At 53.1% G+C, this 21,485-nt stretch carries 23 protein-coding genes and 1 pseudogene; 15 read left to right on the plus strand and 9 right to left on the minus strand.

Features of this window, described 5'->3' with window-relative positions; translation table 11 throughout:
• Window position 1: 1 nt before the first annotated feature.
• The 3 genes from OGY08_RS10010 to nepI all read left to right on the plus strand — a co-directional run bounded on the left by OGY08_RS10010 (window position 2) and on the right by nepI (window position 2,413).
• Window positions 2–454, plus strand: coding sequence for a DUF1198 family protein (locus tag OGY08_RS10010; protein WP_003827141.1), 453 nt, complete (start codon window positions 2–4; stop codon window positions 452–454).
• A 99-nt stretch (window positions 455–553) separates the two neighbouring features.
• Window positions 554–1,078, plus strand: a complete 525-nt coding sequence (locus OGY08_RS10015; RefSeq protein WP_286565872.1) for an SRPBCC domain-containing protein — start codon at window positions 554–556, stop codon at window positions 1,076–1,078.
• 141 nt (window positions 1,079–1,219) lie between these two features.
• Window positions 1,220–2,413, plus strand: coding sequence for a purine ribonucleoside efflux pump NepI (gene nepI, locus OGY08_RS10020; protein ID WP_008786516.1), 1,194 nt, complete (start codon window positions 1,220–1,222; stop codon window positions 2,411–2,413).
• A 61-nt stretch (window positions 2,414–2,474) separates the two neighbouring features.
• Here the strand turns inward: nepI and OGY08_RS10025 are convergent, their stop codons facing one another.
• The 5 genes from OGY08_RS10025 to OGY08_RS10045 form a co-directional block, all read right to left on the minus strand.
• Window positions 2,475–3,854 (minus strand): carbohydrate porin, encoded by a 1,380-nt coding sequence (locus OGY08_RS10025; protein ID WP_008786515.1) that lies wholly within the window; start codon window positions 3,852–3,854, stop codon window positions 2,475–2,477.
• Window positions 3,855–4,059: 205 nt separating this feature from the next.
• Window positions 4,060–4,362: a PTS lactose/cellobiose transporter subunit IIA gene (locus OGY08_RS10030; protein ID WP_008786514.1), complete on the minus strand. Its 303-nt coding sequence runs from the start codon at window positions 4,360–4,362 to the stop codon at window positions 4,060–4,062.
• 12 nt (window positions 4,363–4,374) lie between these two features.
• Window positions 4,375–5,757, minus strand: coding sequence for a 6-phospho-beta-glucosidase GmuD (gene gmuD, locus OGY08_RS10035; RefSeq protein WP_125363069.1), 1,383 nt, complete (start codon window positions 5,755–5,757; stop codon window positions 4,375–4,377).
• Between the two features lie 20 nt (window positions 5,758–5,777).
• Complete coding sequence (locus OGY08_RS10040) at window positions 5,778–7,109, minus strand: PTS cellobiose transporter subunit IIC (protein WP_008786512.1); 1,332 nt, start codon at window positions 7,107–7,109, stop codon at window positions 5,778–5,780.
• Window positions 7,110–7,121: 12 nt separating this feature from the next.
• Window positions 7,122–7,436: a PTS sugar transporter subunit IIB gene (locus tag OGY08_RS10045; RefSeq protein WP_008786511.1), complete on the minus strand. Its 315-nt coding sequence runs from the start codon at window positions 7,434–7,436 to the stop codon at window positions 7,122–7,124.
• Between the two features lie 292 nt (window positions 7,437–7,728).
• On the opposite strand from OGY08_RS10045, the gene OGY08_RS10050 reads away from it, so the two are divergent.
• Window positions 7,729–8,676, plus strand: coding sequence for a LacI family DNA-binding transcriptional regulator (locus tag OGY08_RS10050; RefSeq protein WP_125363068.1), 948 nt, complete (start codon window positions 7,729–7,731; stop codon window positions 8,674–8,676).
• Between the two features lie 37 nt (window positions 8,677–8,713).
• On the opposite strand, the gene OGY08_RS10055 is transcribed toward OGY08_RS10050, so the two are convergent.
• A complete protein-coding gene (locus tag OGY08_RS10055; RefSeq protein WP_008786509.1) occupies window positions 8,714–9,007 on the minus strand; it encodes a YicS family protein in 294 nt (97 codons plus the stop codon).
• A 130-nt stretch (window positions 9,008–9,137) separates the two neighbouring features.
• Between OGY08_RS10055 and OGY08_RS10060 the strand changes: the two genes are divergently transcribed.
• The 10 genes and pseudogenes from OGY08_RS10060 to nlpA all read left to right on the plus strand — a co-directional run bounded on the left by OGY08_RS10060 (window position 9,138) and on the right by nlpA (window position 18,331).
• Window positions 9,138–9,554 (plus strand): GNAT family N-acetyltransferase, encoded by a 417-nt coding sequence (locus tag OGY08_RS10060; RefSeq protein WP_237857437.1) that lies wholly within the window; start codon window positions 9,138–9,140, stop codon window positions 9,552–9,554.
• 90 nt (window positions 9,555–9,644) lie between these two features.
• On the plus strand, window positions 9,645–12,443 hold the full coding sequence (gene dagR / locus OGY08_RS10065) for a transcriptional regulator DagR (protein WP_032945425.1): 2,799 nt from the start codon (window positions 9,645–9,647) through the stop codon (window positions 12,441–12,443).
• 120 nt (window positions 12,444–12,563) lie between these two features.
• On the plus strand, window positions 12,564–12,989 hold the full coding sequence (locus OGY08_RS10070) for a PTS sugar transporter subunit IIA (protein ID WP_032945423.1): 426 nt from the start codon (window positions 12,564–12,566) through the stop codon (window positions 12,987–12,989).
• A gap of 12 nt (window positions 12,990–13,001) precedes the next feature.
• The gene (locus tag OGY08_RS10075) at window positions 13,002–13,487 is read left to right on the plus strand and encodes a PTS sugar transporter subunit IIB (RefSeq protein ID WP_003023959.1); all 486 of its coding nucleotides are present in this window, start codon (window positions 13,002–13,004) and stop codon (window positions 13,485–13,487) included.
• A 25-nt stretch (window positions 13,488–13,512) separates the two neighbouring features.
• Window positions 13,513–14,262 carry a PTS mannose/fructose/sorbose/N-acetylgalactosamine transporter subunit IIC gene (locus OGY08_RS10080; RefSeq protein ID WP_003023960.1) on the plus strand — a complete coding sequence of 250 codons (750 nt, stop codon included), beginning with the start codon at window positions 13,513–13,515 and terminating at the stop codon, window positions 14,260–14,262.
• On the plus strand, window positions 14,259–15,119 hold the full coding sequence (locus OGY08_RS10085) for a PTS system mannose/fructose/sorbose family transporter subunit IID (RefSeq protein WP_005121522.1): 861 nt from the start codon (window positions 14,259–14,261) through the stop codon (window positions 15,117–15,119). Before OGY08_RS10080 ends, OGY08_RS10085 begins: the two co-directional genes overlap by 4 nt.
• A 3-nt stretch (window positions 15,120–15,122) precedes the next feature.
• The gene (dgaE, locus tag OGY08_RS10090; protein ID WP_125363066.1) at window positions 15,123–16,232 is read left to right on the plus strand and encodes a D-glucosaminate-6-phosphate ammonia lyase; all 1,110 of its coding nucleotides are present in this window, start codon (window positions 15,123–15,125) and stop codon (window positions 16,230–16,232) included.
• A complete protein-coding gene (gene dagF / locus OGY08_RS10095; RefSeq protein WP_125363065.1) occupies window positions 16,219–16,962 on the plus strand; it encodes a 2-dehydro-3-deoxy-phosphogluconate aldolase in 744 nt (247 codons plus the stop codon). Before dgaE ends, dagF begins: the two co-directional genes overlap by 14 nt.
• 100 nt (window positions 16,963–17,062) lie before the next feature.
• Window positions 17,063–17,389, plus strand: a pseudogene (locus OGY08_RS10100) (Rpn/YhgA-type helix-turn-helix domain-containing protein); the annotation flags it as partial.
• 123 nt (window positions 17,390–17,512) lie between these two features.
• Complete coding sequence (gene nlpA / locus OGY08_RS10105) at window positions 17,513–18,331, plus strand: lipoprotein NlpA (RefSeq protein WP_125363064.1); 819 nt, start codon at window positions 17,513–17,515, stop codon at window positions 18,329–18,331.
• Window positions 18,332–18,359: 28 nt separating this feature from the next.
• On the opposite strand, the gene OGY08_RS10110 is transcribed toward nlpA, so the two are convergent.
• Complete coding sequence (locus OGY08_RS10110) at window positions 18,360–19,262, minus strand: carboxylate/amino acid/amine transporter (RefSeq protein WP_003827166.1); 903 nt, start codon at window positions 19,260–19,262, stop codon at window positions 18,360–18,362.
• A gap of 25 nt (window positions 19,263–19,287) precedes the next feature.
• Window positions 19,288–20,232 carry a LysR substrate-binding domain-containing protein gene (locus OGY08_RS10115; protein ID WP_125363089.1) on the minus strand — a complete coding sequence of 315 codons (945 nt, stop codon included), beginning with the start codon at window positions 20,230–20,232 and terminating at the stop codon, window positions 19,288–19,290.
• 146 nt (window positions 20,233–20,378) lie between these two features.
• On the opposite strand from OGY08_RS10115, the gene OGY08_RS10120 reads away from it, so the two are divergent.
• Window positions 20,379–21,155 (plus strand): SDR family NAD(P)-dependent oxidoreductase, encoded by a 777-nt coding sequence (locus OGY08_RS10120; RefSeq protein WP_125363063.1) that lies wholly within the window; start codon window positions 20,379–20,381, stop codon window positions 21,153–21,155.
• A gap of 39 nt (window positions 21,156–21,194) precedes the next feature.
• Here the strand turns inward: OGY08_RS10120 and OGY08_RS10125 are convergent, their stop codons facing one another.
• Entirely contained in the window at window positions 21,195–21,485 is a 291-nt protein-coding gene (locus tag OGY08_RS10125; protein WP_162623446.1) for a putative quinol monooxygenase, read from the minus strand.

Below are 21,485 nucleotides of genomic sequence, written 5' to 3' on the forward strand. Positions count from 1 at the left end.
CATGATTTGGATAATGCTGGCCACGCTGGTGGTTGTTTTTGTGGTGGGATTTCGGGTGCTAACGTCCGGGTCGCGGCGGGCAATTCGCCGTCTGAGCGAGCGGCTGAACATTGATGTCGTGCCGGTAGAATCGATGATCGATCAGATGGGAAAAGTACAGGGTGAGGCTTTTTTACAGTACCTCCACCGTCCTGATGAATCGCATCTACAAAATGCTGCCCAGGTGCTGTTGATCTGGCAAATCGTTATTGTCGACGGCAGTGAGCAGAACTTGTTGCAATGGCACCGCTGGCTGCAAAAAGCCCGGCTGGCTGCACCGATTACCGACGCGCAGGTGCGTCTGGCGCTCGGTTTTCTGCGCGAGATGGAGCCGGATATGCAGGAGCTTAATGCGTTCCAGATGCGCTATAACGCCTTTTTCCAGCCCGAGGATGGCGTGCACTGGCTGCACTGATATCAAAATTTATGATGACGACTATTTTGAATCGTCATTATCTTTATATCTTACGCGAAAGCATGATGTACCTCGTTAACTCACACGACGAGGTACATCATGAATCAAGCGACTCAACAACGTGCAATTATCTGGCCTGCAGCGTATCTGCCGGGGACGACTGATAACTTTGCTTCAAATGAAATTATCGTTGCCGGACTGAGCGCCCGTGCCGTCTGGGCACAGCTTAATGACACAACGCGCTGGCCGACGTATTACAGCAACGTGGCGGATATCCGTTTTCACGACGGTTCCGGTCCATTGTTAAGCATGGATGCCCGTTTTCGTTTTACGACTTTTGGTTTCCCCATCGAAGCGCAAATCACTGAGTATGTGCCGCCGGTTGACGGCCTGGCCGCGCGTGTTGCCTGGCATGGCTGGGCGGAAGGCGACGCCACTACACGTCTGGATGTGATCCACGCCTGGCTCTTTGAGGATTTACCCGGCGGGCGCGTACGTATTCTGACCCAGGAATCACAAATTGGCGTTCCGGCACAAGAACTGGCACGTACGCTGCCCAATCCGATGATCAACGGTCACCAGGAGTGGATAACCGGCCTGGCCCGGGCTGCGCGTGACGCTTAATTGAGCCAGAAAGGGCTCTCTGTCCTGGGCCGGATAAGGCGCAGCCGATCTCTGGTGAATAGTTGTCAAAACGTTAATTACGTCACAAATTTAATGTTACACTGCGTAACTTTTCTACAATAACCCCACGCAGGTAACAAAATGAGTGAAGCTGTTGAACAAAAATCCCGCGCTGAGGCAAATTCCCGACCTAACTGGTCGGCGGTATTTGCCGTGGCGTTCTGCGTTGCCTGCCTGATAACCGTTGAATTTCTCCCCGTTAGCCTGTTAACGCCGATGGCGCAGGATTTGGGGATTTCTGAAGGCGTGGCCGGGCAATCGGTGACAGTGACGGCATTTGTCGCCATGTTCGCCAGCCTGTTTGTGACGCAAATTATTCAGGCGACCGATCGTCGCTATGTGGTGATCCTGTTTTCGGTGCTACTGACGCTTTCCTGTCTGCTGGTTTCCTTTGCCAATTCTTTTTCGCTGCTGCTCGTTGGCCGCGCCTGCCTCGGTCTGGCGCTTGGCGGCTTCTGGGCGATGTCGGCGTCGCTGACCATGCGTCTGGTTCCTGCACGTACGGTGCCGAAAGCGCTGTCGGTTATTTTTGGCGCGGTCTCCATCGCGCTGGTAATTGCCGCGCCGCTGGGGAGCTTTTTGGGCGGCATTATCGGCTGGCGTAACGTGTTTAATGCGGCGGCGGTAATGGGCGTGCTGTGCACGATTTGGGTGGTGAGAGCGTTGCCTTCGCTGCCAGGTGAACCTTCGCATCAGAAACAAAACATGTTCAGCCTGTTGCAGCGTCCAGGGGTGATGGCCGGGATGATTGCCATCTTCATGTCCTTTGCTGGTCAGTTCGCCTTCTTTACCTATATTCGCCCGATCTATATGAATCTGGCGGGCTTTGACGTTGATGGCCTGACGCTGGTGCTGCTGAGCTTCGGTATTGCCAGTTTCGTTGGTACGTCGTTCTCGTCGATGATTTTGAAGCGTTCGGTCAAACTGGCGTTAGCCGGTGCGCCACTGGTGCTGGCGCTCAGTGCGCTGGTCCTGATCCTGTGGGGCAGCGACAAAGTGGTCGCGGCAGGTATTGCGATTATCTGGGGACTGTTGTTTGCGCTGGTACCGGTCGGCTGGTCGACGTGGATCACCCGTTCACTTGCCGATCAGGCAGAAAAAGCTGGATCCGTCCAGGTCGCCGTGATCCAGCTTGCCAATACCTGCGGGGCAGCGGTGGGAGGTTATGCGCTCGATACCCTCGGACTGCTGTCGCCCCTGATGCTTTCCGGCAGCCTGATGCTGCTGACGGCGCTTTTGGTGGCAGCGAAAGTTCGCATAAAAGGTATGCAATAATCTCGGTGTTGTTCGCCGGATAAGGCGTTCTCGCCGTATCCGGCACTTCACGACTCACTAATCAGAACCATGCTTCCCACATGGCACCAAGGTTAAAGTCGTCCAGCGTTTCATCCTGCGTGCCGTTGACCCGCGCGGTGCGATCGTTATCCACCTTGCCGCCGGTGACGTAGAAGCGCAGCATCGGGCGGAACTCCGGTCCCATGGCGATTGACATGTTCTGCGACAGCGTCAGTTTCCAGCCGTGGTTATCCCCGCCGTTGTCGTAATCTACGCGCTGATAGCCCGCTTCCAGCCAGGTGGAGTGAACGTCGTTCCAGAAGTACATTGGACGCACAATCGCGCCGTAGTTCTTACGGTTATCGCTCTTATCGGTGCTGTTGTCGTAATCATGGAACGCTAACAGGTATTCCACCTGCGCCTGGCGGGTAAACTTATGACTTCCCTCGAAGCTGGCGTAAACCGTAGTCAGGTCGTCGGTTTTGTTATAGACGCTGTTGTCGGAGTTATCAGAATAACGGGCAATCACTTTATTCACGCCGCTGTCGTTGGTGTGGCTCAGCACGAATGCGCCCTGCCAGGCTTTCAGGCGGTCATCGCTCTCGACGGCTTTGGAGTCAAAACCGTAGTTGGCGTAGATCTCCAGATCCAGCGGGCCCACTTTCATATTGTGAATTTTTGACGTCACAGCGTAGTTGCCTTTATCGCCGGTACCGGAACCGCCGGTACAGGTAATACGCGATGGGTTGGCTTCGTCTTCCATCACTTCCGGGCTGCACGATTCAACTGCGGCAACGGTGGCGACATCAAACTGTACGCCGCCGATGTCGAAGTTCTTCACCCCGGCGCCCTGGCCGTCGTGGTTCATCCAGAAGTAGTCGTTGATACCCTGTTGCGGACGCTGGTGGAAGTCGCGGCCTGCCCAGATATAGGCGTTGGGATTGGATTCCAGTACGTTGGTGACGCCCGCGTAGGCTTTTTTCAGGTTAACTTCGTCGCCCCAGTGGTCGATCATCACGTTGATGTCCCAGATGGCGCCGTTATCGCTTTTGAACGCTTTTGAGAGCTGGAACTCGCCGCCGTTGCCTTCGTTACCCAGGCGACCGATAGCGGAAGCACCGTTGTAGGAGCCATCAACGCCAACGTATTTCTGATCGCCGCTCTGGAAATGCGCGCCGTAACGCGCATAGCCGCTGAATTTCACACCGAACGGAATAGCCATATCCGGCGATTGCGCCGCGCTTTGCGGCTCGTTAATGACATCGGTTTTTTTCGCCACGGCGGCGTCCATTTTTGCCTGACGCTCAGCCAGCGCTTTATCGACGGCTTTGGCAACGATGGCATCGATTTGTTCTTGTGTGAATTCCTGTGCGAGGACAGAAATTGGGCACAGCGCGGCGACGACCGCCAGCGTGACTGGAAGTTTTTTTATCATGTTCATGGTTATCTCATCGACACTTTACCCTTCAGTTTGCGTAGAGCATTCTGAATAAGCGTGTGCATTAATTTATTTTAAGATAATAACCATCCCGTCTCGGTTTAATTTGCTATCACCAAAACAAGTTGATTTGTCTATTTAATAACGGGTACAGGGCTGCTTTATTTAATCGTAATGCTTTCTCCGTTGTTGAATGTTTAATTAACGATTAACGCTGATACAGATGAATAATTTCTTCTGACAGTTCGCGGGCTAATAACGACGTCATTAAGTGATCCTGCGCATGCACCATAATTAATGTCATTGGTTGCCGGGCTTCCCCGGCGTCCTGTTCGATCAATTTGGTTTGCATGTGATGAGCCTGACGGGCGTAACCGTCAGCCTCACGAAGCAGGCTTTTTGCCTCGTCAATATTGCCGGCGCGCGCGGCATGCAGCGCTTCAAAGCACAGACTGCGGGATTGTCCGGCATTGACGATGATTTCCATTACTGCTTCTTCTAATGCAATCATGTTGTTCTCTTCCTAATCGAATCCGTTATTTTCGGCGGTCTGGGCAAACCATTCGCCGCTTTTTTTCACCGTACGTTTTTGCGTTGCTAAATCTAACTGAACAAAACCGTAGCGGTTTTTATAGCCGTTAAGCCATGACCAGTTATCAATAAAGGTCCACATATGGTAGCCAAGACAATTACAGCCTTCGCTAATTCCTTTATGTAGCCATTTAAGATGATCAGAGACAAATTCAATACGGTAGCTGTCGTTGATTTGCTCTTGCTGAATAAAACGCTGCTCATTCTCGACACCCATACCGTTTTCAGAAATAAAACAGCGCGGGTTGCCATAATTATCACGCAGATTGGTAATAATATCGTAAATACCCGGCTCATAAATTTCCCAGCCACGGTAGGGGTTCATTTTCCGCCCCGGCATTTCGTAATAATCAAACAGCCACTCCGGCATAAACGGTGCATCCGGGTTGACGGCGCTATCACGACATTTAACGCGACGCGGCTGATAGTAGTTGATGCCGAGCAGGTCGATTTTGCCCTCGGCGATTAACTGGCTGTCGCCTGGCTGGCATGTTGGTAACTGATCATACTCTTTCAGCAGTCCAACCAGATCCGCTGGATATTCACCCTTCAGCACCGGGTCGAGGAAGCTGCGGTTAAACAGCAGATCCGCATAGTGTGCGGCTTTTACATCCGCCGGATTTTGTGAGCGCGGGTAGGAAGGCGTTAAATTCAGCACCACGCCGATTTCACCGTCATGGTTTGCGGCACGATATGCCCGAACCGCCGTCGAATGCGCCAGTACGGTGTGATACGCCACGGTGGCTGCACGTTTGAAATCCACCACATTAGGGTAATGGAAGTCATACAGATAGCCGCCTTCAACCGGGACAATTGGCTCGTTAAAGGTAAACCAGTGCTTAACCCGGTTGCCGAACAATGTAAAACACGTTTGTGCATAGCGGCCAAACGCCTCGACCACTTCACGGTTTTCCCAGCCACCTTTCTCCTGCATCACCATCGGCATGTCGAAATGGAACAGGGTGATAAATGGCGTAATGCCTTGTGCCAGCAGCTCGTCGATGACGTTGTTATAGAACTCGACGGCTTCAGGATTAACCTCGCCGGTACCGTCCGGAATCAGGCGCGACCAGCTCAGAGACGTACGGAAGCTGTTGTGCTTCAGCTGTTTGAGCAGTGCGATGTCCTGTTTCCAGTGCTGATAAAAGGTCGAGGTAGTTGCCGGGCCAACTCCCTGATGGAAACGACCTGGCTGACGGTCGAACCACACGTCCCACGTGGTCTGGCTTTTGCCGCCGTTCAGGCTATCCCCTTCGGTTTGCAGCGCTGAGCAGGCACTGCCCCACCAGAAGTTTTCAGGAAAACGGTATCTCATTGTTCTGACTCCTTGATTCATTATGAGTTGCTACGGGCAGCGTTCGCCACGGAGACGGCATCCTGTGCTTTTTGCTCTTCGGTTTTCAGCAAAGAACGTTCGTAAGCACGCAGGAATGGAAGGTACATCAGCGCTGACATCGCCATACAGATAAAGCACATCACCACCGGACTTAATGCCCAGTTTGCGGCCCAGGAAGCACCGATTGGCGCAGGCGTAGTCCACGGCGTCAGTGAAACAACCTGTGCCAGCCAGCCGAGTTTGGTGGCGCTATAGGCCAGCACGGCGTTAACCAGCGGGACGCAGACAAACGGGATGAACAACATCGGGTTCATGATGATTGGCGCACCAAACAGAATAGGCTCATTGATATTAAAGAAACTAGGCACAATTCCCATTTTGCCGATAGTACGCAGATGCGCGACGCGACTGCGCAGCAGCAGGAATGCCAGCGGTAAAGTTGAACCGACGCCGCCAATCAGCAGGTAGTGATCCCAGAAACCTTGCAGATAGACATGGGGCAGCGCAGCGCCCGCTGCCAGAGCGGCCTGGTTAGCGGACAGGTTCGCCATCCAGAATGGGTTCATGATGCCGGTTACGATCAATGAGCCGTGAATGCCGGCAAACCAGAAAATCTGGCACAACAGCACAGAAAGCAGAATAGCGGGCAGTGAGTCAGAAGCGGAAACCAGCGGCTCCAGCAGGTGCATAATCGCCTGCGGGATGATCATCCCGGTTTGTGCTTCGATAAACAGGTTCAGCGGATGCAGGGTCGCAATCACCACCAGTACCGGAATGAGGATCTCGAATGAACGCGCGACGCCGGTCGGGACTTCCTTCGGCAGGCGGATTGTCACGTTATTCTGCTTCAGCCATGCATATATACGGGTGGAGTAAATGGCGGTGATGAGGGCGGTAAAGATACCCTGACCGGAAAGATACTGCGTCGAGATTTTACCGTCGGCATAGGGCGCAGCAACCAGTAAAAACGCCATAAAGGCCAGCAGGCCAGACATCACCGGATCGAGGTTAAACTGACGGCCCAGGCTGGCACCAATGCCCACGGAGATAAAGAACGTCATAACACCCATGCTGAGGTTAAACGGCAGCATCAGCTGTTCACGATAAGTTGCCGAGAAATCGAGCCAGCCCCGGGCAAAGCTGTTGGTGGTATCGGCAGAGAACGGCGGAAAAATAAACACCAGCATGAAGGAGCCGATGATCATAAACGGCAGCGCCGCCGTAAAACCGTCACGAATTGCAATCACATACTTCTGCTGCCCTAACTTGCCAGCGAGCGGGGTGATGGATTGTTCAATGACGGCAACCATTGACTGATATAACGAACTCATAATGACACCTTTCTAGTGTGTCGCTTCAATCAGCGACAGAGCATAATCCAGCACTTTGTCACCGCGTTGCATACCGTAATCCATCATATCTATGGCTTTTACGGGTATACCCTGGGTGGCAGCCTTTTCGGAGAGCGTATTAAGCATGTACTTTACCTGGGGGCCGAGTAGCACCACCTGGTAATTTGGAAACTGAATGTCAAATTCGGAAACGCCGTAAGCCTCAATCTTCACAGGCAATCCGCGAGACTCTGCCTCTTCAACCATTTTGCGAACCAGCAAGCTGGTGGACATCCCTGCCGAACAACACAACATAATCCTGAACATAGTGAACCATCCTTTAAATGTAAAAACTTATTGCGAGTCTAATTTGATATCATACGGAAACCGGTTTCCATTCATGGAAAACAGAACTGTGACGGCCATCAAGATCTTATTCTTATAAGGCTAATTATTTGGATTTAGCTCACGAAATTAGCTGTGAAGATCTCTTTTTGAGTCCAAATGGAAAATCGGTTTCCATGAAAAACGGAAACAGCTATACTGCGGATGGCGATTATTTGAGCCAATGTTAAATTCAGGATGGAAAGGGCCAGGCGGGTCCTGTCAGGGGAGAATGATGTCTACTATCAACGATGTATCGCGTTTGGCTGGCGTGTCAAAAGCCACTGTGTCACGCGTGTTGAGCGGATCGCGTGGTGTAAAAGAGGCCAGCCGCCTCGCCGTGTTGAAAGCGGTGGATGAACTCAATTATCGTCCGAACGTGATTGCGCAGTCGCTACTCAGCCAGTCTACGGGCTGTATCGGCGTGATATGCGCGCAGGACAACATTAATCAGACCACGGGTTATCTCTACGCGCTGGAAAAGCATCTTAGCCAGCATCAAAAGCACCTGCTGCTGCGTTTTGCCAATACCAAAGCGGAAGTCATGAGCGCTCTTGATGAATTAAGCTGCGGCTTGTGCGATGACGTCCTGATTATTGGCGCGCGTTTTCCGCTGAAAATCAATCAGGAGAATGTCATTCTGGTGGATTGTCTGGATTCCGGCGATGACGTCAACAGCATCCAGTTCGATCATGAGTTCGCTACCGAAACCGCCTGTAACTACCTGATAAGTCAGAACCGACGCCAGATTGCTTTAATTCATCCGGACGGGATGGGTTTCTCCGATCAGGTGCTGTTGGGCTATAAACACGCGCTGGAAAAAAACTTCCTGCCGTTTAACCGTAACCTGGTATTTATGGCTGCAACGTCATCGTCAGTGGCCTTGCAGGAGCTGCTGAACAACGCGTCCACGCTGAATTTTAACGCGCTGCTGGTGGCGGATGAACAGCAGGCACAGCGGGTGATCCCGCAGTTGCAGGCGTTTAATAAATCAGTACCGCAAGACATTATGGTCTTTAGCCTGGCCGGTTCGCTGCATCTGCCGGGAATCCCTACGATCCCGGCGATTGAATATTCCATGGACGCCATGGCGGCGCGGATCGTCAGTTGGCTCAACGAGAAAACCCAGAGCGTGCTGGGGTCGTACGTGCTGCGCGGCGACTTAATTATTCCTCAGCGTTAACGCTTTCCCTCTGGCGTGGGGCTATTTCGCTTCACGCCTATAAATCCGGGCATTCAACTTTGCCAAGCGCTTCCCAGTAGTTGTTTTGATTGTTTCTTTGAATTGCCAGAATGGCTTCGCGGATGTGCTGCTGATTACGCGTATCAGCCATAATCGTTTTTTCCCACACCTCATCAGATGGCGACCCTTGCGGGGTGCAAATCTTACGTAAATCCTTCATAACAGTATTCTTTTCGTGTACAGCCTGCAGACTGCCATAAGCCGAGTCGGCATGTGCCAGACCGGGTAGCGTGAAAAGGACGGCAATAATCGGAAAAATGACTCGTTTCATGATAATAATCCTTGTTGTCTATGCGCATCATCTCAAGAGTAAGTGTAGACGGCATACGACTCACTCATCACCCTGTGTTAATGTCTAAAAATAAATCAGCCAGAAGTTGTAGTTATTTCAGGAGGATAGGATGCAAATACAGATTACAGATACGATTACCGAAGACGATCAAAATGCCCTGCTTGCTGGATTGCGCGCTTACAACCGGCAGTTTCTCAGAACCACCAATTTTGGCGACCTGGCGGTGTACTGGCGCGATGAGCGCAATGACATTCTGGGTGGGCTGATCGGCAAAATCAAAGGCGAATGGCTGTGCATTGATTTTCTGTGGATGCATGACTCGCTGCGTAAAGGTGGTTACGGCACAAAATTGATGCAGGCCGCAGAACAGACTGCGCGTGAGAGAGGATGCCTGCATGCGCTGGTGGATACCATGAGTTTCCAGGCGCTGCCGTTTTATCAGAAAAACGGCTATAAGCTGCAAATGACCCTCGATAACTTCCCGGAAACCGGTTCCGCGCGCCATTATTTGTCGAAAACGTTTTGATGACCGGAAGGTCTGGATGCCGCCTCACTTTCTTGCGCAGCAGAATAGTGTATGTTCTGAACAATCATTTATTTCTTAAGCGGTAAAGAGATGAGACGGATTGAGATAATACTGGGAGAGCTGGAACGGCTGACGCGAGGACTGAATCTTGCCCATCTGGCGCAGGAAACGGCGTTCACGGCGGAGGCCATCGGCTTCAACCTCGGGCTGGCGCGCAACTCGGTCAGTAAAGATCTCAATCAGCTCTGGAACGACGGCCTGGCGATTAAAAGCCGCGGGCGCCCGGTATTCTTTCTGCATCGTCAGGCGATTGAAACGCTGCTGGGGCGCAAACTGGATGAGTCCGAGCGAGAAGTGCAAACCGTTGCCGACCTGTTGCCTGTTCAGGAAAACCAGGCGACAGACGATCCCTTTTCCAGCCTGATTGGTTACGATCGCAGCCTGCGCGATGCGGTGGAAAAAGGCCGCGCGGCGGTGCTGTATCCCCACGGGCTACATGTTCTGCTGACCGGTCCCTCCGGCGTGGGTAAAACCTTTTTTGCCGAACTGATGCACCGTTTTGCCTGCGAACGTGCACCGGGAACACCTCCACCGCTGGTCTATTTCAACTGCGCGGAATACGCGCATAACCCGGAGCTGCTCTCATCGCACCTGTTTGGTCATCGACAGGGAGCGTTTACCGGTGCAAACGAGAATAAACCCGGTCTGGTCGAACAGGCTGATGGCGGCTATCTCCTGCTCGATGAAGTGCATCGTCTGCCGTATGAAGGTCAGGAAAAGCTGTTCTCTATTCTCGACAAAGGTGAATACCGGCCGCTGGGTTCCAGCGCCGTGGCGCGTTCAATCTCGGTTCGCCTGATATGTGCGACCACCGAACCGGTAAGTTCGGCGTTGCTGCGCACTTTCCAGCGACGTATTCAGGTATGTATCGATCTCCCCGGCATTCGCCAGCGTTCGGTGGAAGAGCAGGTTGAGCTGATCGTTGGTTTCTTACAGCGTGAGAGCCGCAAAATCGAGCGTACGATAAGCATCGACCGTACCCTGCTGCTCTGGCTGCTGAACAAGCCGCTGGAAGGCAATATTGGTCAGCTCAAGAGCGATATTCAGTTTCTCTGCGCCCAGGCCTGGGCCTCGGGAATGACGGAGCACAGCGATACTCTACAGCTGGATAAACGTCTGACCGAGATCCCCTTTAATGCCACACCGGAACAACGTCTGTTGGTTGGAGCGCTGTTCGAAGGCAAAGAGCACCTGAGCATCGATGCCCGCACGTTGCCGGCACTGAAAAATTCGCTGGCCACCGGAGCTGAAATTGAAGAGAGCGATCTCTTTTACAGCTTCCTGACCCGGGAATATATCAACCTGCGTAACAGCAACGTACCACCTGCTGAAACGCTGGCAATCCTCAAAAACAAACTCAGCTCGATTTTTGAATATGGTCTCTACAGCCGCGATAGTGTGGCGCATCCCCCGCGCTATGGCGATCAGATTGAAGAGCGAGTTACGCTGCTGATCGGCTGCGTTGAGCAGGTGCTTGGTTTTACGCTGCCGGAAAATCTGGTTAACCCGCTGCGCAAACACTTTCTGGCGCTGATTGGCTACGTGCAGCGCGGCCTTATTCCGCAACTTTATTCTTCCAGCCTGATCCTCGATCGCTGCAAAGATGAATACGAAAACGCCACGCTGTTATGCCGAAAAATCAATGAACTGCTGCATATTCAGTGTCCGGCGACGGAGGTGGTCTGGCTGTGCCTGTTCCTCAAAGAGTGTCGCCATTACCGCCAACGGATTGACGCCAGTCCTGACTGCGGGGTGATTTTGATTGCCCACGGCGCGACGACCGCCACAAGCCAGGCGCAGTACGTGAATCGCGTGCTGGAGCGCGAGGTGTTCAGCGCTATCGATATGCCTTTCGAGCAGTCGGTGCATGACACGCTAGAAGCCCTGACACAGATGATCCAGACCCGACAATATCGCCGATTGATCCTGATGGTAGATATTGGCTCGCTGGTCCATTTTGGCAGTACGATCAGCAAATTATTCCAGATAGACGTTCTGCTGATGCCCAACATCACGCTCACCAGTCTGCTGGAAATAGGGTTGGATTTAAGCTACGAAACCAGCGACTTGCCGCAACTGGCGGCGTTGATGCAGAGCAAAAATATTCCCTGTCAGCTCTGTACGCCACAGCAGGAAAACAGCGGTAAAGTGCTGGTCATTTCGTGCATCACCGGGATGGGAACAGCAGAAAAAATCAAAAAGGTGCTGGAAGAGAGCTTCGGTGAGTTGATGTCGCAGGATACACGGATGGTGATCCTCGATTACAACGAAGTTCGCAGCCTGGAGCGTGTTCAGCAGGCGATTAACGCCAGTGAACGTCTGGCGGGCATAGTGGGTACTTTCCAGCCAGGACTGCCGGATATTCCGTTTATCTCGCTCGAGGAGTTGTTCTCTGAGCAAGGCCCTGAGCTGGTGCTCAGCCTGCTGACGCCAGATCTCTCCAGCAGCGAACGCCGACTGGAGATGGAGCGTAGCGCGATGCGCTTTATCAGCGCGTTGACTATGGAGAGCATCATTAACCATATTTCGGTGCTCAACCCGCAGCGTATTCTGAAAGAGATGGAAGGCGTGCTGAATCATCTGACCGCTGCGCTGTCGCTCAAACCGAGCCGTCAGGTGACACTGCGCTTCCTGATCCATTGCTGCTGTATGGTCGAGCGTATCGTGATTAACCGCAAACCGTTACAGATGGCGCTGGAGAACAAGCCGGATCTGGATGTTCGTGCGTTTAGTGTCATTAAATCTGCTTTCCTGCCGATCGAAGAGGCCTATGCCATTCGCTTATCGGACGCGGAATATTTTTATATCTACGAACTGCTGTATAGCTAATCCCAAGACTTGCGGGGCTTTGCGCCCCGTCGGCATCCATAACTCCCCCGCGTGACACAAATTCTGGCACAGCCTTTGCTCTGTTTACCTATGTCTATGTAATCGAGCCAGGAGGCCATTTTGACTACCACTGAATCCTTGCCCCAGATCCTGCTGCTGACCCATGGCGGCTGGGGGCAACAGCTTTGCAACAGCCTGCGCATGGTGATGGGTGAAATCAAAGGCGTGACGGAAATTCCGCTAATGCCCGTTGATACGCTCGGCGAATTTTATCAGCGCGTCGAAGCCGTAGTGAAAACTATGCCGGAAGGCTCACTGATCCTGACTGATTTTATTGGCGGCACCACGTCTAACGTGGCGGCACGGCTGAGCGCCGATTACCCAGTGGCAGTGATTTCAGGGCTCAACGCCTCTTTGTTACTGGAGGCGCTCGACAAACGCGAGCATGGCCAACTGACCACCTGCGTGGCCGATCTGGTCGAGGCTGGGCGTAGTAGCTGCCTGGACGTTGTTGCCCACGTACGTCAATTACAACAATCACAATAAGGAATAAACATCATGGCAAACATCGTTTTATGTCGTATCGATAGCCGTCTGATTCATGGACAAGTGGTGACCAAATGGGTTGGGCAATCTCAGGCAAACCGGATTGCAGTGGTCAGCGATGAGCTGGATGCCGATCCGTTTATGAAAAACATCTACCTGATGGCCGCGCCGCCGAACATCAAAGTGGATTGTTTCGGTAACCAAAGTTTTGCGGCTGCCTGGAAAGAAAACCAGCTTGGTGACGGCAAAGTGCTGGTGCTTTTCCCCTCTCTGGCGGCGGTTCAGGAAGCGGTCCAGTTGGGTTTTGATGTCACCACCATTCAGGTCGGTGGGCTGGGCGGTGGGCCAAACCGCAAAGCGGTATTCCAGAACATTACGTTGGATGAAAAAGACGTCGGCATTCTGAGCGACCTGAAAAATCGTGGGATTCAGGTGTTCTTCCAGACTATCCCGGAAGATAAGCCGCAGTCGCTGGACGATATCCTGAAAAAATTCTAATTCTTTGATAACAGGGTACTTAATTATGGATACTTTAGTCTTCGCAAGCCTGATGGGGTTGTATTACTGGTTTGCCCGATTACGCCTTGGCTACACCTTCTCCGCCATGCTGCTACAGCCAGTGGTGATTGCCGTATTCGTTGGTCTGCTGTTAGGCAACATGGAAACGGCGATGATCATCGGTGCGGGTATGCAGCTGGTTTATCTCGGCGTGACCTCCACGCCAGGCGGCAACGTCCCGTCGGATCCGGCGCTGGCTGCCTGCATTTCAATTCCTATCGCCGTGAAGGCCGGAATGGACCCGAACCTGGCTATCGCACTGGCGATCCCGTTTGGCGTTATCGGCGTGTTCCTCGACCAGTTGCGCCGCACGCTAAACGCGGCATGGGTACATATGGCCGACAAGCATGCGGAAACGGCAAACATGGCGGGCATTATGCGCTGTGCGTTCCTCTACCCGGCGTTGCTCGGACTGGTACTGCGTTTCCCGGTGGTCTTCGCCGCCAACTATTTTGGTCAGGACGTTGTGGAAAGCTTCCTTAAGCTGATGCCGCATTGGCTGACGCACTCCTTTGAAATTATGGGCGGCATTCTGCCGGCGCTGGGCTTCGCCATCACCATTATGGTGATCGGTAAAAAGAGCCTGCTGCCATGGTTTATCGGCGGTTTCTTTGCGGTGCTGTACCTGAAGGTAGACATCATGGCGATGGCAATCTTTGGTACCTGTGTGGCCTTCCTCATTAAAGGTCTGGCGAAAAATGAAGGAGCAGCATGATGAGCAGCGATGTAATGCAGCATGAACTGGTGGAGCGCGCGCGTGAAAGCGGCACGTTGACCAAAGCAGACATCACCAAAGCCTGGTTTATCTACTGGCTAGGCGCGGAAGTTTCCAGCTCCTATGAACGTTTGCAAAGCCTTATTTTCTGCGCCTCAATGACGCCGATCATCAAAAAACTCTACCCGCAAAAAGAGGAGCAGGTTGAAGCGCTGAAACGCCATTTGAACTTCTTCAACTCGGAGCAGACGTTCGGGGCGGTGATTCAGGGGATCTCCATTGCGATGGAGGAACAGAAAACCCGCGGCGAGCCGATCAGCGACGCCTCAATTACCGGGATTAAAACCGGGCTGATGGGACCACTGGCCGGGATGGGGGACTCCATCATCTGGGCCGCCGTGATGCCGCTGTTAATTGCTATATTCATCCCGTTTGCGGCGAATGGCAGCGCGATGGGCGGAATTGTACCGTTAATTCTCTATCCTGCTATTACGCTGGCAATCAGCTATGGCATGGTTCACAAAGGCTATACGCTGGGGCGTGACTCGATAATTGGGCTGCTGCAGGGAGGGCGAATAAAGGAACTTATCTACGGCGCTAACGTGCTGGGTTTGATCATGATGGGCGCGCTTTCTGCAAGCTACGTCAAGATCACCACGCCGTTAAAACTTAGCGCCCTGAAAGGCTCTGAAGTGGTGGTCCAGCAAATCCTCGACTCTATTGCCCCCGGCCTGTTGCCGCTGGCGGCGGTGTTCGCCATCTATTTCTATCTGGTGAAGAAAGGGCCGCGTTACACCACGATTTTACTGTCGATTGTCGCGCTCAGCGTGGTCTGTTCGCTGCTGGGAGTGCTGTAAGCCATGACACAGAATATCTACCAACAATTGGGGCTAAAACAGGTCATTAACGCCTGCGGCAAGATGACGATTCTGGGGGTTTCCAGCGTAGCGCCGGAAGTAATGCAGGCCACCGCGCGGGCTGCTTCAGCCTTTGTTGAAATTGATCGGCTGGTGGACAGAACTGGAGAACTGGTTTCCCGCTACACCGGGGCTGAAGACAGCTATGTCACCTCCTGTGCATCGGCGGGCATTGCTATCGCTGTTGCCGCCGCCATTACCCGTGGTGACCAGGCGCGAGTCTCGCTGATGCCGGACAGCGCAGGTATGGCCAATGAAGTGGTCATGCTGCGCGGGCATAACGTTGACTACGGTGCGCCTATCACCAGCGCCATCCGTTTGGGCGGCGGGAGGGTGGTGGAGGTTGGCTCAAGTAATCTGGCGGCCCGCTGGCAGCTGGAGAGCGCGATTACCGATAGCACCGCCGCGCTGCTGTACGTGAAATCGCACCACTGCGTGCAGAAGGGGATGTTGAGCATTGCGGATTTTGTGCAGATCGCGCAGGTTCACAACCTGCCGCTGATTGTCGATGCTGCCGCCGAGGAGGATTTACACGCATGGGTGGCGAGCGGGGCGGATATGGTGGTCTACAGCGGGGCAAAAGCTTTTAACGCGCCGACCTCCGGATTTATCACCGGGAAGAAACAGTGGATTGCCGCGTGTAAAGCGCAGCACCACGGGATTGCCCGGGCGATGAAAATCGGCAAAGAGAATATGGTTGGGTTGGTGTATGCCCTGGAAAACTACCATCAGGGACAAACCGTAGTCACCACCGAAGAGCTCCGCCCCGTGGCGCAGGCGATTTCAGAGATTCGCGGACTGGATGCGGATATCGAGCAGGATGAGGCCGGACGCGATATCTGGCGGATTCGTATTCGGGTGAATGCGCAGGTGCTGGGAATGGATGCTTACGCTGTAGAAGCGCACCTGCGTGAGGGCGATATCGCGATCTACGCTCGCCGTTACAACCTTCATCAGGGCGTCTTTAGTCTTGACCCGCGTACGGTCGCAGAAGGGGAAATGGCGCTGATCGTGGCCCGATTAAAGGAGATTGCAGAACATGCAGCACATTAATTTTTATCGTAATAAAGTGGCTATTAACGTGCTGGCGAAGGATATCGCCAATGCGCGGGAAATCTATGATGCTGCCGAAGGCCACGCGGTGATTGGCATTCTTTCGGCGCAGTTTTCCTCGGTTGAGGAAGGAGTTCTGGAAGTAAAACGTTGGATGAACGACGTGCCGTCGATTTCTGTGGGGTTGGGGGCCGGTGACCCGGCGCAGTATTACAAAGCGGCGATGATTGCCTCACAGGTACATCCAGCACACGTCAACCAGACCTTTACCGGTTGCGGGTTTGCGGCAGGCGCCTTGGCGGCAACGGGCGGTGAACAGACCCATATCAACGCGTTAGTCAGTCCCACTGGCACGCCGGGGGACGTGTTGATCTCGACCGGCGTCAGAAGCAGCCGGGGCACGCCAGCCCGCGTTTCCTGCGAGGCAGCGGTCCGTATGATGTTGGATTCAGGAGCCCATGCGGCGAAGTTCTTCCCAATGGGCGGTGAACAGTCGCTGCCTGAGCTATACGCACTGGCGACGACTGCAGCACGAAACGGCATGACGCTGATTGAACCGACCGGCGGTATCGATCTCGATAACTTCGGCGTTATCCTGCAATCCTGTCTGGAGGCGGGAGTACCGCGCGTCATGCCGCATGTTTATAGCTCGATTATCGACCCACAGACCGGCAATACCCGGCCTGCAGATATCGTCAGGCTGATGGAGATAGTCAAAGCCCTGGTGTGATATTGCTATCGCCGGATGGCACTTCGCTTATCCGGCCTACAGATAACCTCATGTCACCAGCCCGGTCAGCGTAAGCGCTATCGGGCATTTTAACGTATATAAAGGACACACTAATGACAGTCAGGTAGAAACGCTATTTAATTACCTGGTGCAGTCTGGCAGCGCACCGCGTTTTGAGGCGTTTATTCGAGAGGTTGCCCTGCGCGTTCCCCAGCATAAGGAGAGATTAATGACGATTGCAGAATGCTTACGTGAGTCGGGGCGAAGGACAGGGTTGCTAGAGGGCAAACTCGAAGGCAAACGCGAGGGAAAAAAGGACGAAGCGTTGCGGATAGCCCATGCCATGCTTGAGAAGGGGATCGATAGTGAACTGGTGCTAATCATTACCGGTCTTGCAATTGATGAACTAACGGTATCTTCCGACTAATTTATCTTAGCCCCATTATGCTTTTTTCTTCTTGCTGATGCTTTTTCGTTTTTTAAACCGCAGCGGCCTTCCCGCTATAGTCATTTCATTACTCATCAGGCGGTTATTGCAAAAGGATAAAACGTGAAGCTGAAGATACCTTATTTCGGGGCCGGGGCGGCGGTATTACTGGCGGGATTATTGCTGGCAGGATGCGATCAACAGAGCAGCGATGCAAAGCATATCAAAGTGGGTGTAATTAACGGTGCAGAGCAGGATGTGGCGGAGGTCGCGAAGAAAGTCGCTAAAGAAAAATATGGTCTGGAGGTTGAACTGGTGGGTTTTAGCGGTTCTCTGTTGCCCAACGATGCCACCAATCATGGTGAGCTGGATGCCAACGTCTTCCAGCATCGCCCGTTCCTTGAACAAGATAATAAAGCACACGGCTATAAGCTGGTCGCAGTGGGCAATACCTTTGTGTTCCCGATGGCTGGTTATTCGAAGAAAATCAAAACTGTCGCTGAACTAAAAGACGGTGCAACGATTGCGATACCTAACGATCCAACCAACCTGGGCCGGGCGCTGTTGCTGCTGCAAAAAGAGAAGTTAATTACGCTGAAAGCGGATACCGGCCTGCTGCCAACAGCGTTGGATATTACTGATAATCCGCGGCATCTGAAAATTATGGAACTGGAAGGTGCGCAGTTGCCGCGTGTGCTGGACGATCAGAAAGTGGATGTGGCGATTATCAGTACCACCTACATCCAGCAAACCGGGCTTTCCCCGGTACATGACAGCGTATTTATTGAAGACAAAAACTCACCGTATGTGAACATTCTGGTGGCGCGAGAAGACAATAAAGATGCCGAGAATGTGAAAGAGTTCCTGGAATCTTATCAGTCACCGGAAGTGGCGAAGGCGGCAGAAACTATCTTTAACGGTGGCGCGGTTCCGGGCTGGTAATCATGACCTTTTGCCGCGCCGGTTGGTGTTAAACCGCTCTGGCGCGGCGACGTGAGTCCATTGAGATAAGTATTACCGAAGAGAGGATCAAAAGCGTGCCCAGCCAGTCTGGCAGGGTAAAGGTAATACCTAACAGCAGCAGGGACAGCAATGCGCTGCTCAACGGTTCCGCGCAGCTTAAAATGCTCGCTTTCGGTCCACCAATCATCTGCGCGCCTTTCAGGTACAGGCTAAACGTCAGCGATGTGCCGATGACCACCAGATAGAAAAACGCCAGAATCAAACTGCCATTCACCACGAAATTAGTGCCCTGTCCGGCATAAAACGGCAGCAGGATCATGCCGCCGATTAACATACTCCAGCCGACGACCGGCAGCGTGCCGTAGCGCGCGATAAGCGTTGAGGGGTAGGTGGTGTAGAACGCGGCGGCAAACGCCGAGGCAATTCCCCAGAACAGCGCGGCAGGTGAGATAGACAGCGACGTCGGGTTACCGTGGGTGACCAGCAAGAAGGTGCCGATAAGCGAGGTAAAGATCGCAGTCAGCACTAAAATCCCCGGTCGTGCTTTGCGCACCACGGAAAACCACGCCACGATTATGGTCGGTGACAAAAATTGCAGCACCGTCGCGGTAGCGGCGTTGGATTTTTCAATAGTCAGCAGAAAGGTTAGCTGTACGGTGAGCGCCCCAACCACGGAAAAAATCAGCAGGCTGATGGCGTCTTTGCGGTTTTTGATAATGGAGAACACTTTGTCGCCGTGAACGAAAGAGAGCATCAGCAGAATGAGCCCGGCAAAAATCAGGCGCGTCATGGTCAAAAACTGCGACGACATCTGGCTTTGCTCCATGATGTATTGCGCGCAAACGCCTGAACTTCCCCACAATACGGCGGCAATCAGGACGTTCATCATCCCTCTTCTGGTGGAACTCATCTTTCCCTCGACATGTTGTTTTGTTTTATTTGTGTGCAGGCATCATAGCAGAGATGGTTGTGATTTCTGCCAGCACATCCGCAATCAGCCAGTCATTAAAGACTTTTACCTCCGGGCGCATTACCGCGTGCTGTGGCGTAACAATGTAGTAAGACCACGCCAGAGGCCAGCGGGTGTTGGGATGAAGCTGAACCAGTTGTCCGTCTGTCAGTAGCTGCTGCACCAATGCCCTACGCACAATGGCGACACCTTGACCGCTGAGCGCCGCCAGAATCACTGCAGAGGTAGAGTTGATGTGCAATCCACTGTCGCGAACGGCAGGTGCCTGGGGGGCGGTCAGGACATCATTCCAGCCCGGGAAATTGGCGCCGGGGTGGGTAGTGTCATCATGGATAAGCTTCTGTGCGGCCAACCATTCTCCACAGGATATTTTATCTACTGGCACAATACGTGGGCTACAAACCAGAACCGCTTCTTCATCCATCAGCCAGGTTTTATTTACCCCAGGCCAGTCGCCTTTACCGCAACGTACGCCCAGATCCGCTTCGCCATGAGCAACATCCATCAGCTTTTCCGTCACGTTCAAGCGTAATTCTATGTTTTCATGCGCTTGTGAGAAACGATTGAGGCGGCTCATTAGCCAGTTCATCACCAGTACCTGAGAGGCCGTGATAATCACCACCGAGCGCGCTCGCCGACCGCGTAACTTGTTCAGCCCAGATTCCAGACTATCCAGTCCCTGGGTTATCTCGCGCAACGCGTCCTGTGCTTCGCTGACCAGCGTGAGACGCTCTTTACCTGAACGGGTTCGATGCAGCAGCGGGTGGCCAACCCAGTCTTCCAGCGCACGAACCAGTTGCCCAACGGCAGCCGGAGTTACCCCCAGTTCCTGCGCCGCACCAGTAAAACTGCCGTGGCGGGCTGTGGCCTCAAAAGCGTGTAACCATTTAAGCCGATTAAGCGAGCGCATCAGGTCATTTCCCGTTTTGTGAATATCTTCAGTATATGCCATCGAGATAGATTTTCTTTCTCGGATCGCTATTTCTTCTCATTCGTCAGCGCCTCAGGGTAGTGGCATTGTTAGCGCATTAACGAATACGTGAAACGAGGCTAGCGATGAACACATTATTTGTCGGCAAAAAACTGTTAGTGGTGGGTGGTACCAGTGGTATCGGATTTGAAACCGCAAAACTGATCCTCCAGGGTGGTGGTCGAGTGGTGCTGGTTGGCAATCGCGCCGAGAAAGCGGAACGGGCCCGTCAGGCGTTGTCGGAGCTGGGTGACGTCTCTGTCATTGTGGCGGATCTGATGTCAGAAGCGGGCGTTAAGCAGGTGATGGCAACGGTGAATGCTGAGCACAAAGACATCAACCTGTTAGTAAATGCAGCTGGGGTTTTCTTCCCAAAACCTTTCACTGATCATGAAGTTGAAGATTATGAACTGTACATGAGCCTCAACCGCGCGACGTTTTTTATCACCCGCGATGTCGTGCGTAATATGGTGGCGGCTAACATCCAGGGTGCCATTGTGAATATTGGTTCGATGTGGGCACAACAGGCAATTGGCGCAACACCTTCTTCAGCGTACTCAATGGCAAAAGCGGGCCTGCATGCATTAACTAAAAATCTGGCCATTGAGCTGGGGGCGAATGGGATCCGCGTCAATGCCGTTTCGCCAGCAGTCGTGCATACACCTATCTACGAAGGATTTATCCCGAAAGAAGACGTACAAGGTGTGATGAGTAGCTTTGACAGCTTCCATCCGATTGGTCGGGTTGGTACGCCGCGTGATGTGGCTGAATCCGTCGCCTTCCTGTTGTCAGACAAAGCGCAATGGGTAACTGGCGCCATCTGGGATGTGGATGGCGGTGTTATGGCCGGACGCAATGGCTGATGTAAATCCCCCGCATAGCTGCGGGGGAGCGTCGAGACATTAAGGCTCAATCGGCGTCAGATAATCCAGCCGTAGCGGTTCGGCTAGCAGATCGTTCATTTGTAGAATGAACGCCTGGAAATGTGGCAGAGCGATATGCTCATCCAGACCGGCCTGACCGCGCCAGGATTCGCGCACGTAGAACACATCCGGCGTGTCGCGTAACTGGAACAGGGCATATTCAATATTGCCCGGCTCCCGGCGCGTGGGCAGCAGCAGAGCTTGTAGCGCCTGTTTCAGTGCGTCGATTTTCCCCGGTTTGGCTTTCAGTACCGCAATAATTGAAATCAC

It is taken from the genome of Citrobacter sp. Cpo069, assembly GCF_030332785.1.
GTDB classification, from domain to species: domain Bacteria; phylum Pseudomonadota; class Gammaproteobacteria; order Enterobacterales; family Enterobacteriaceae; genus Citrobacter; species Citrobacter portucalensis.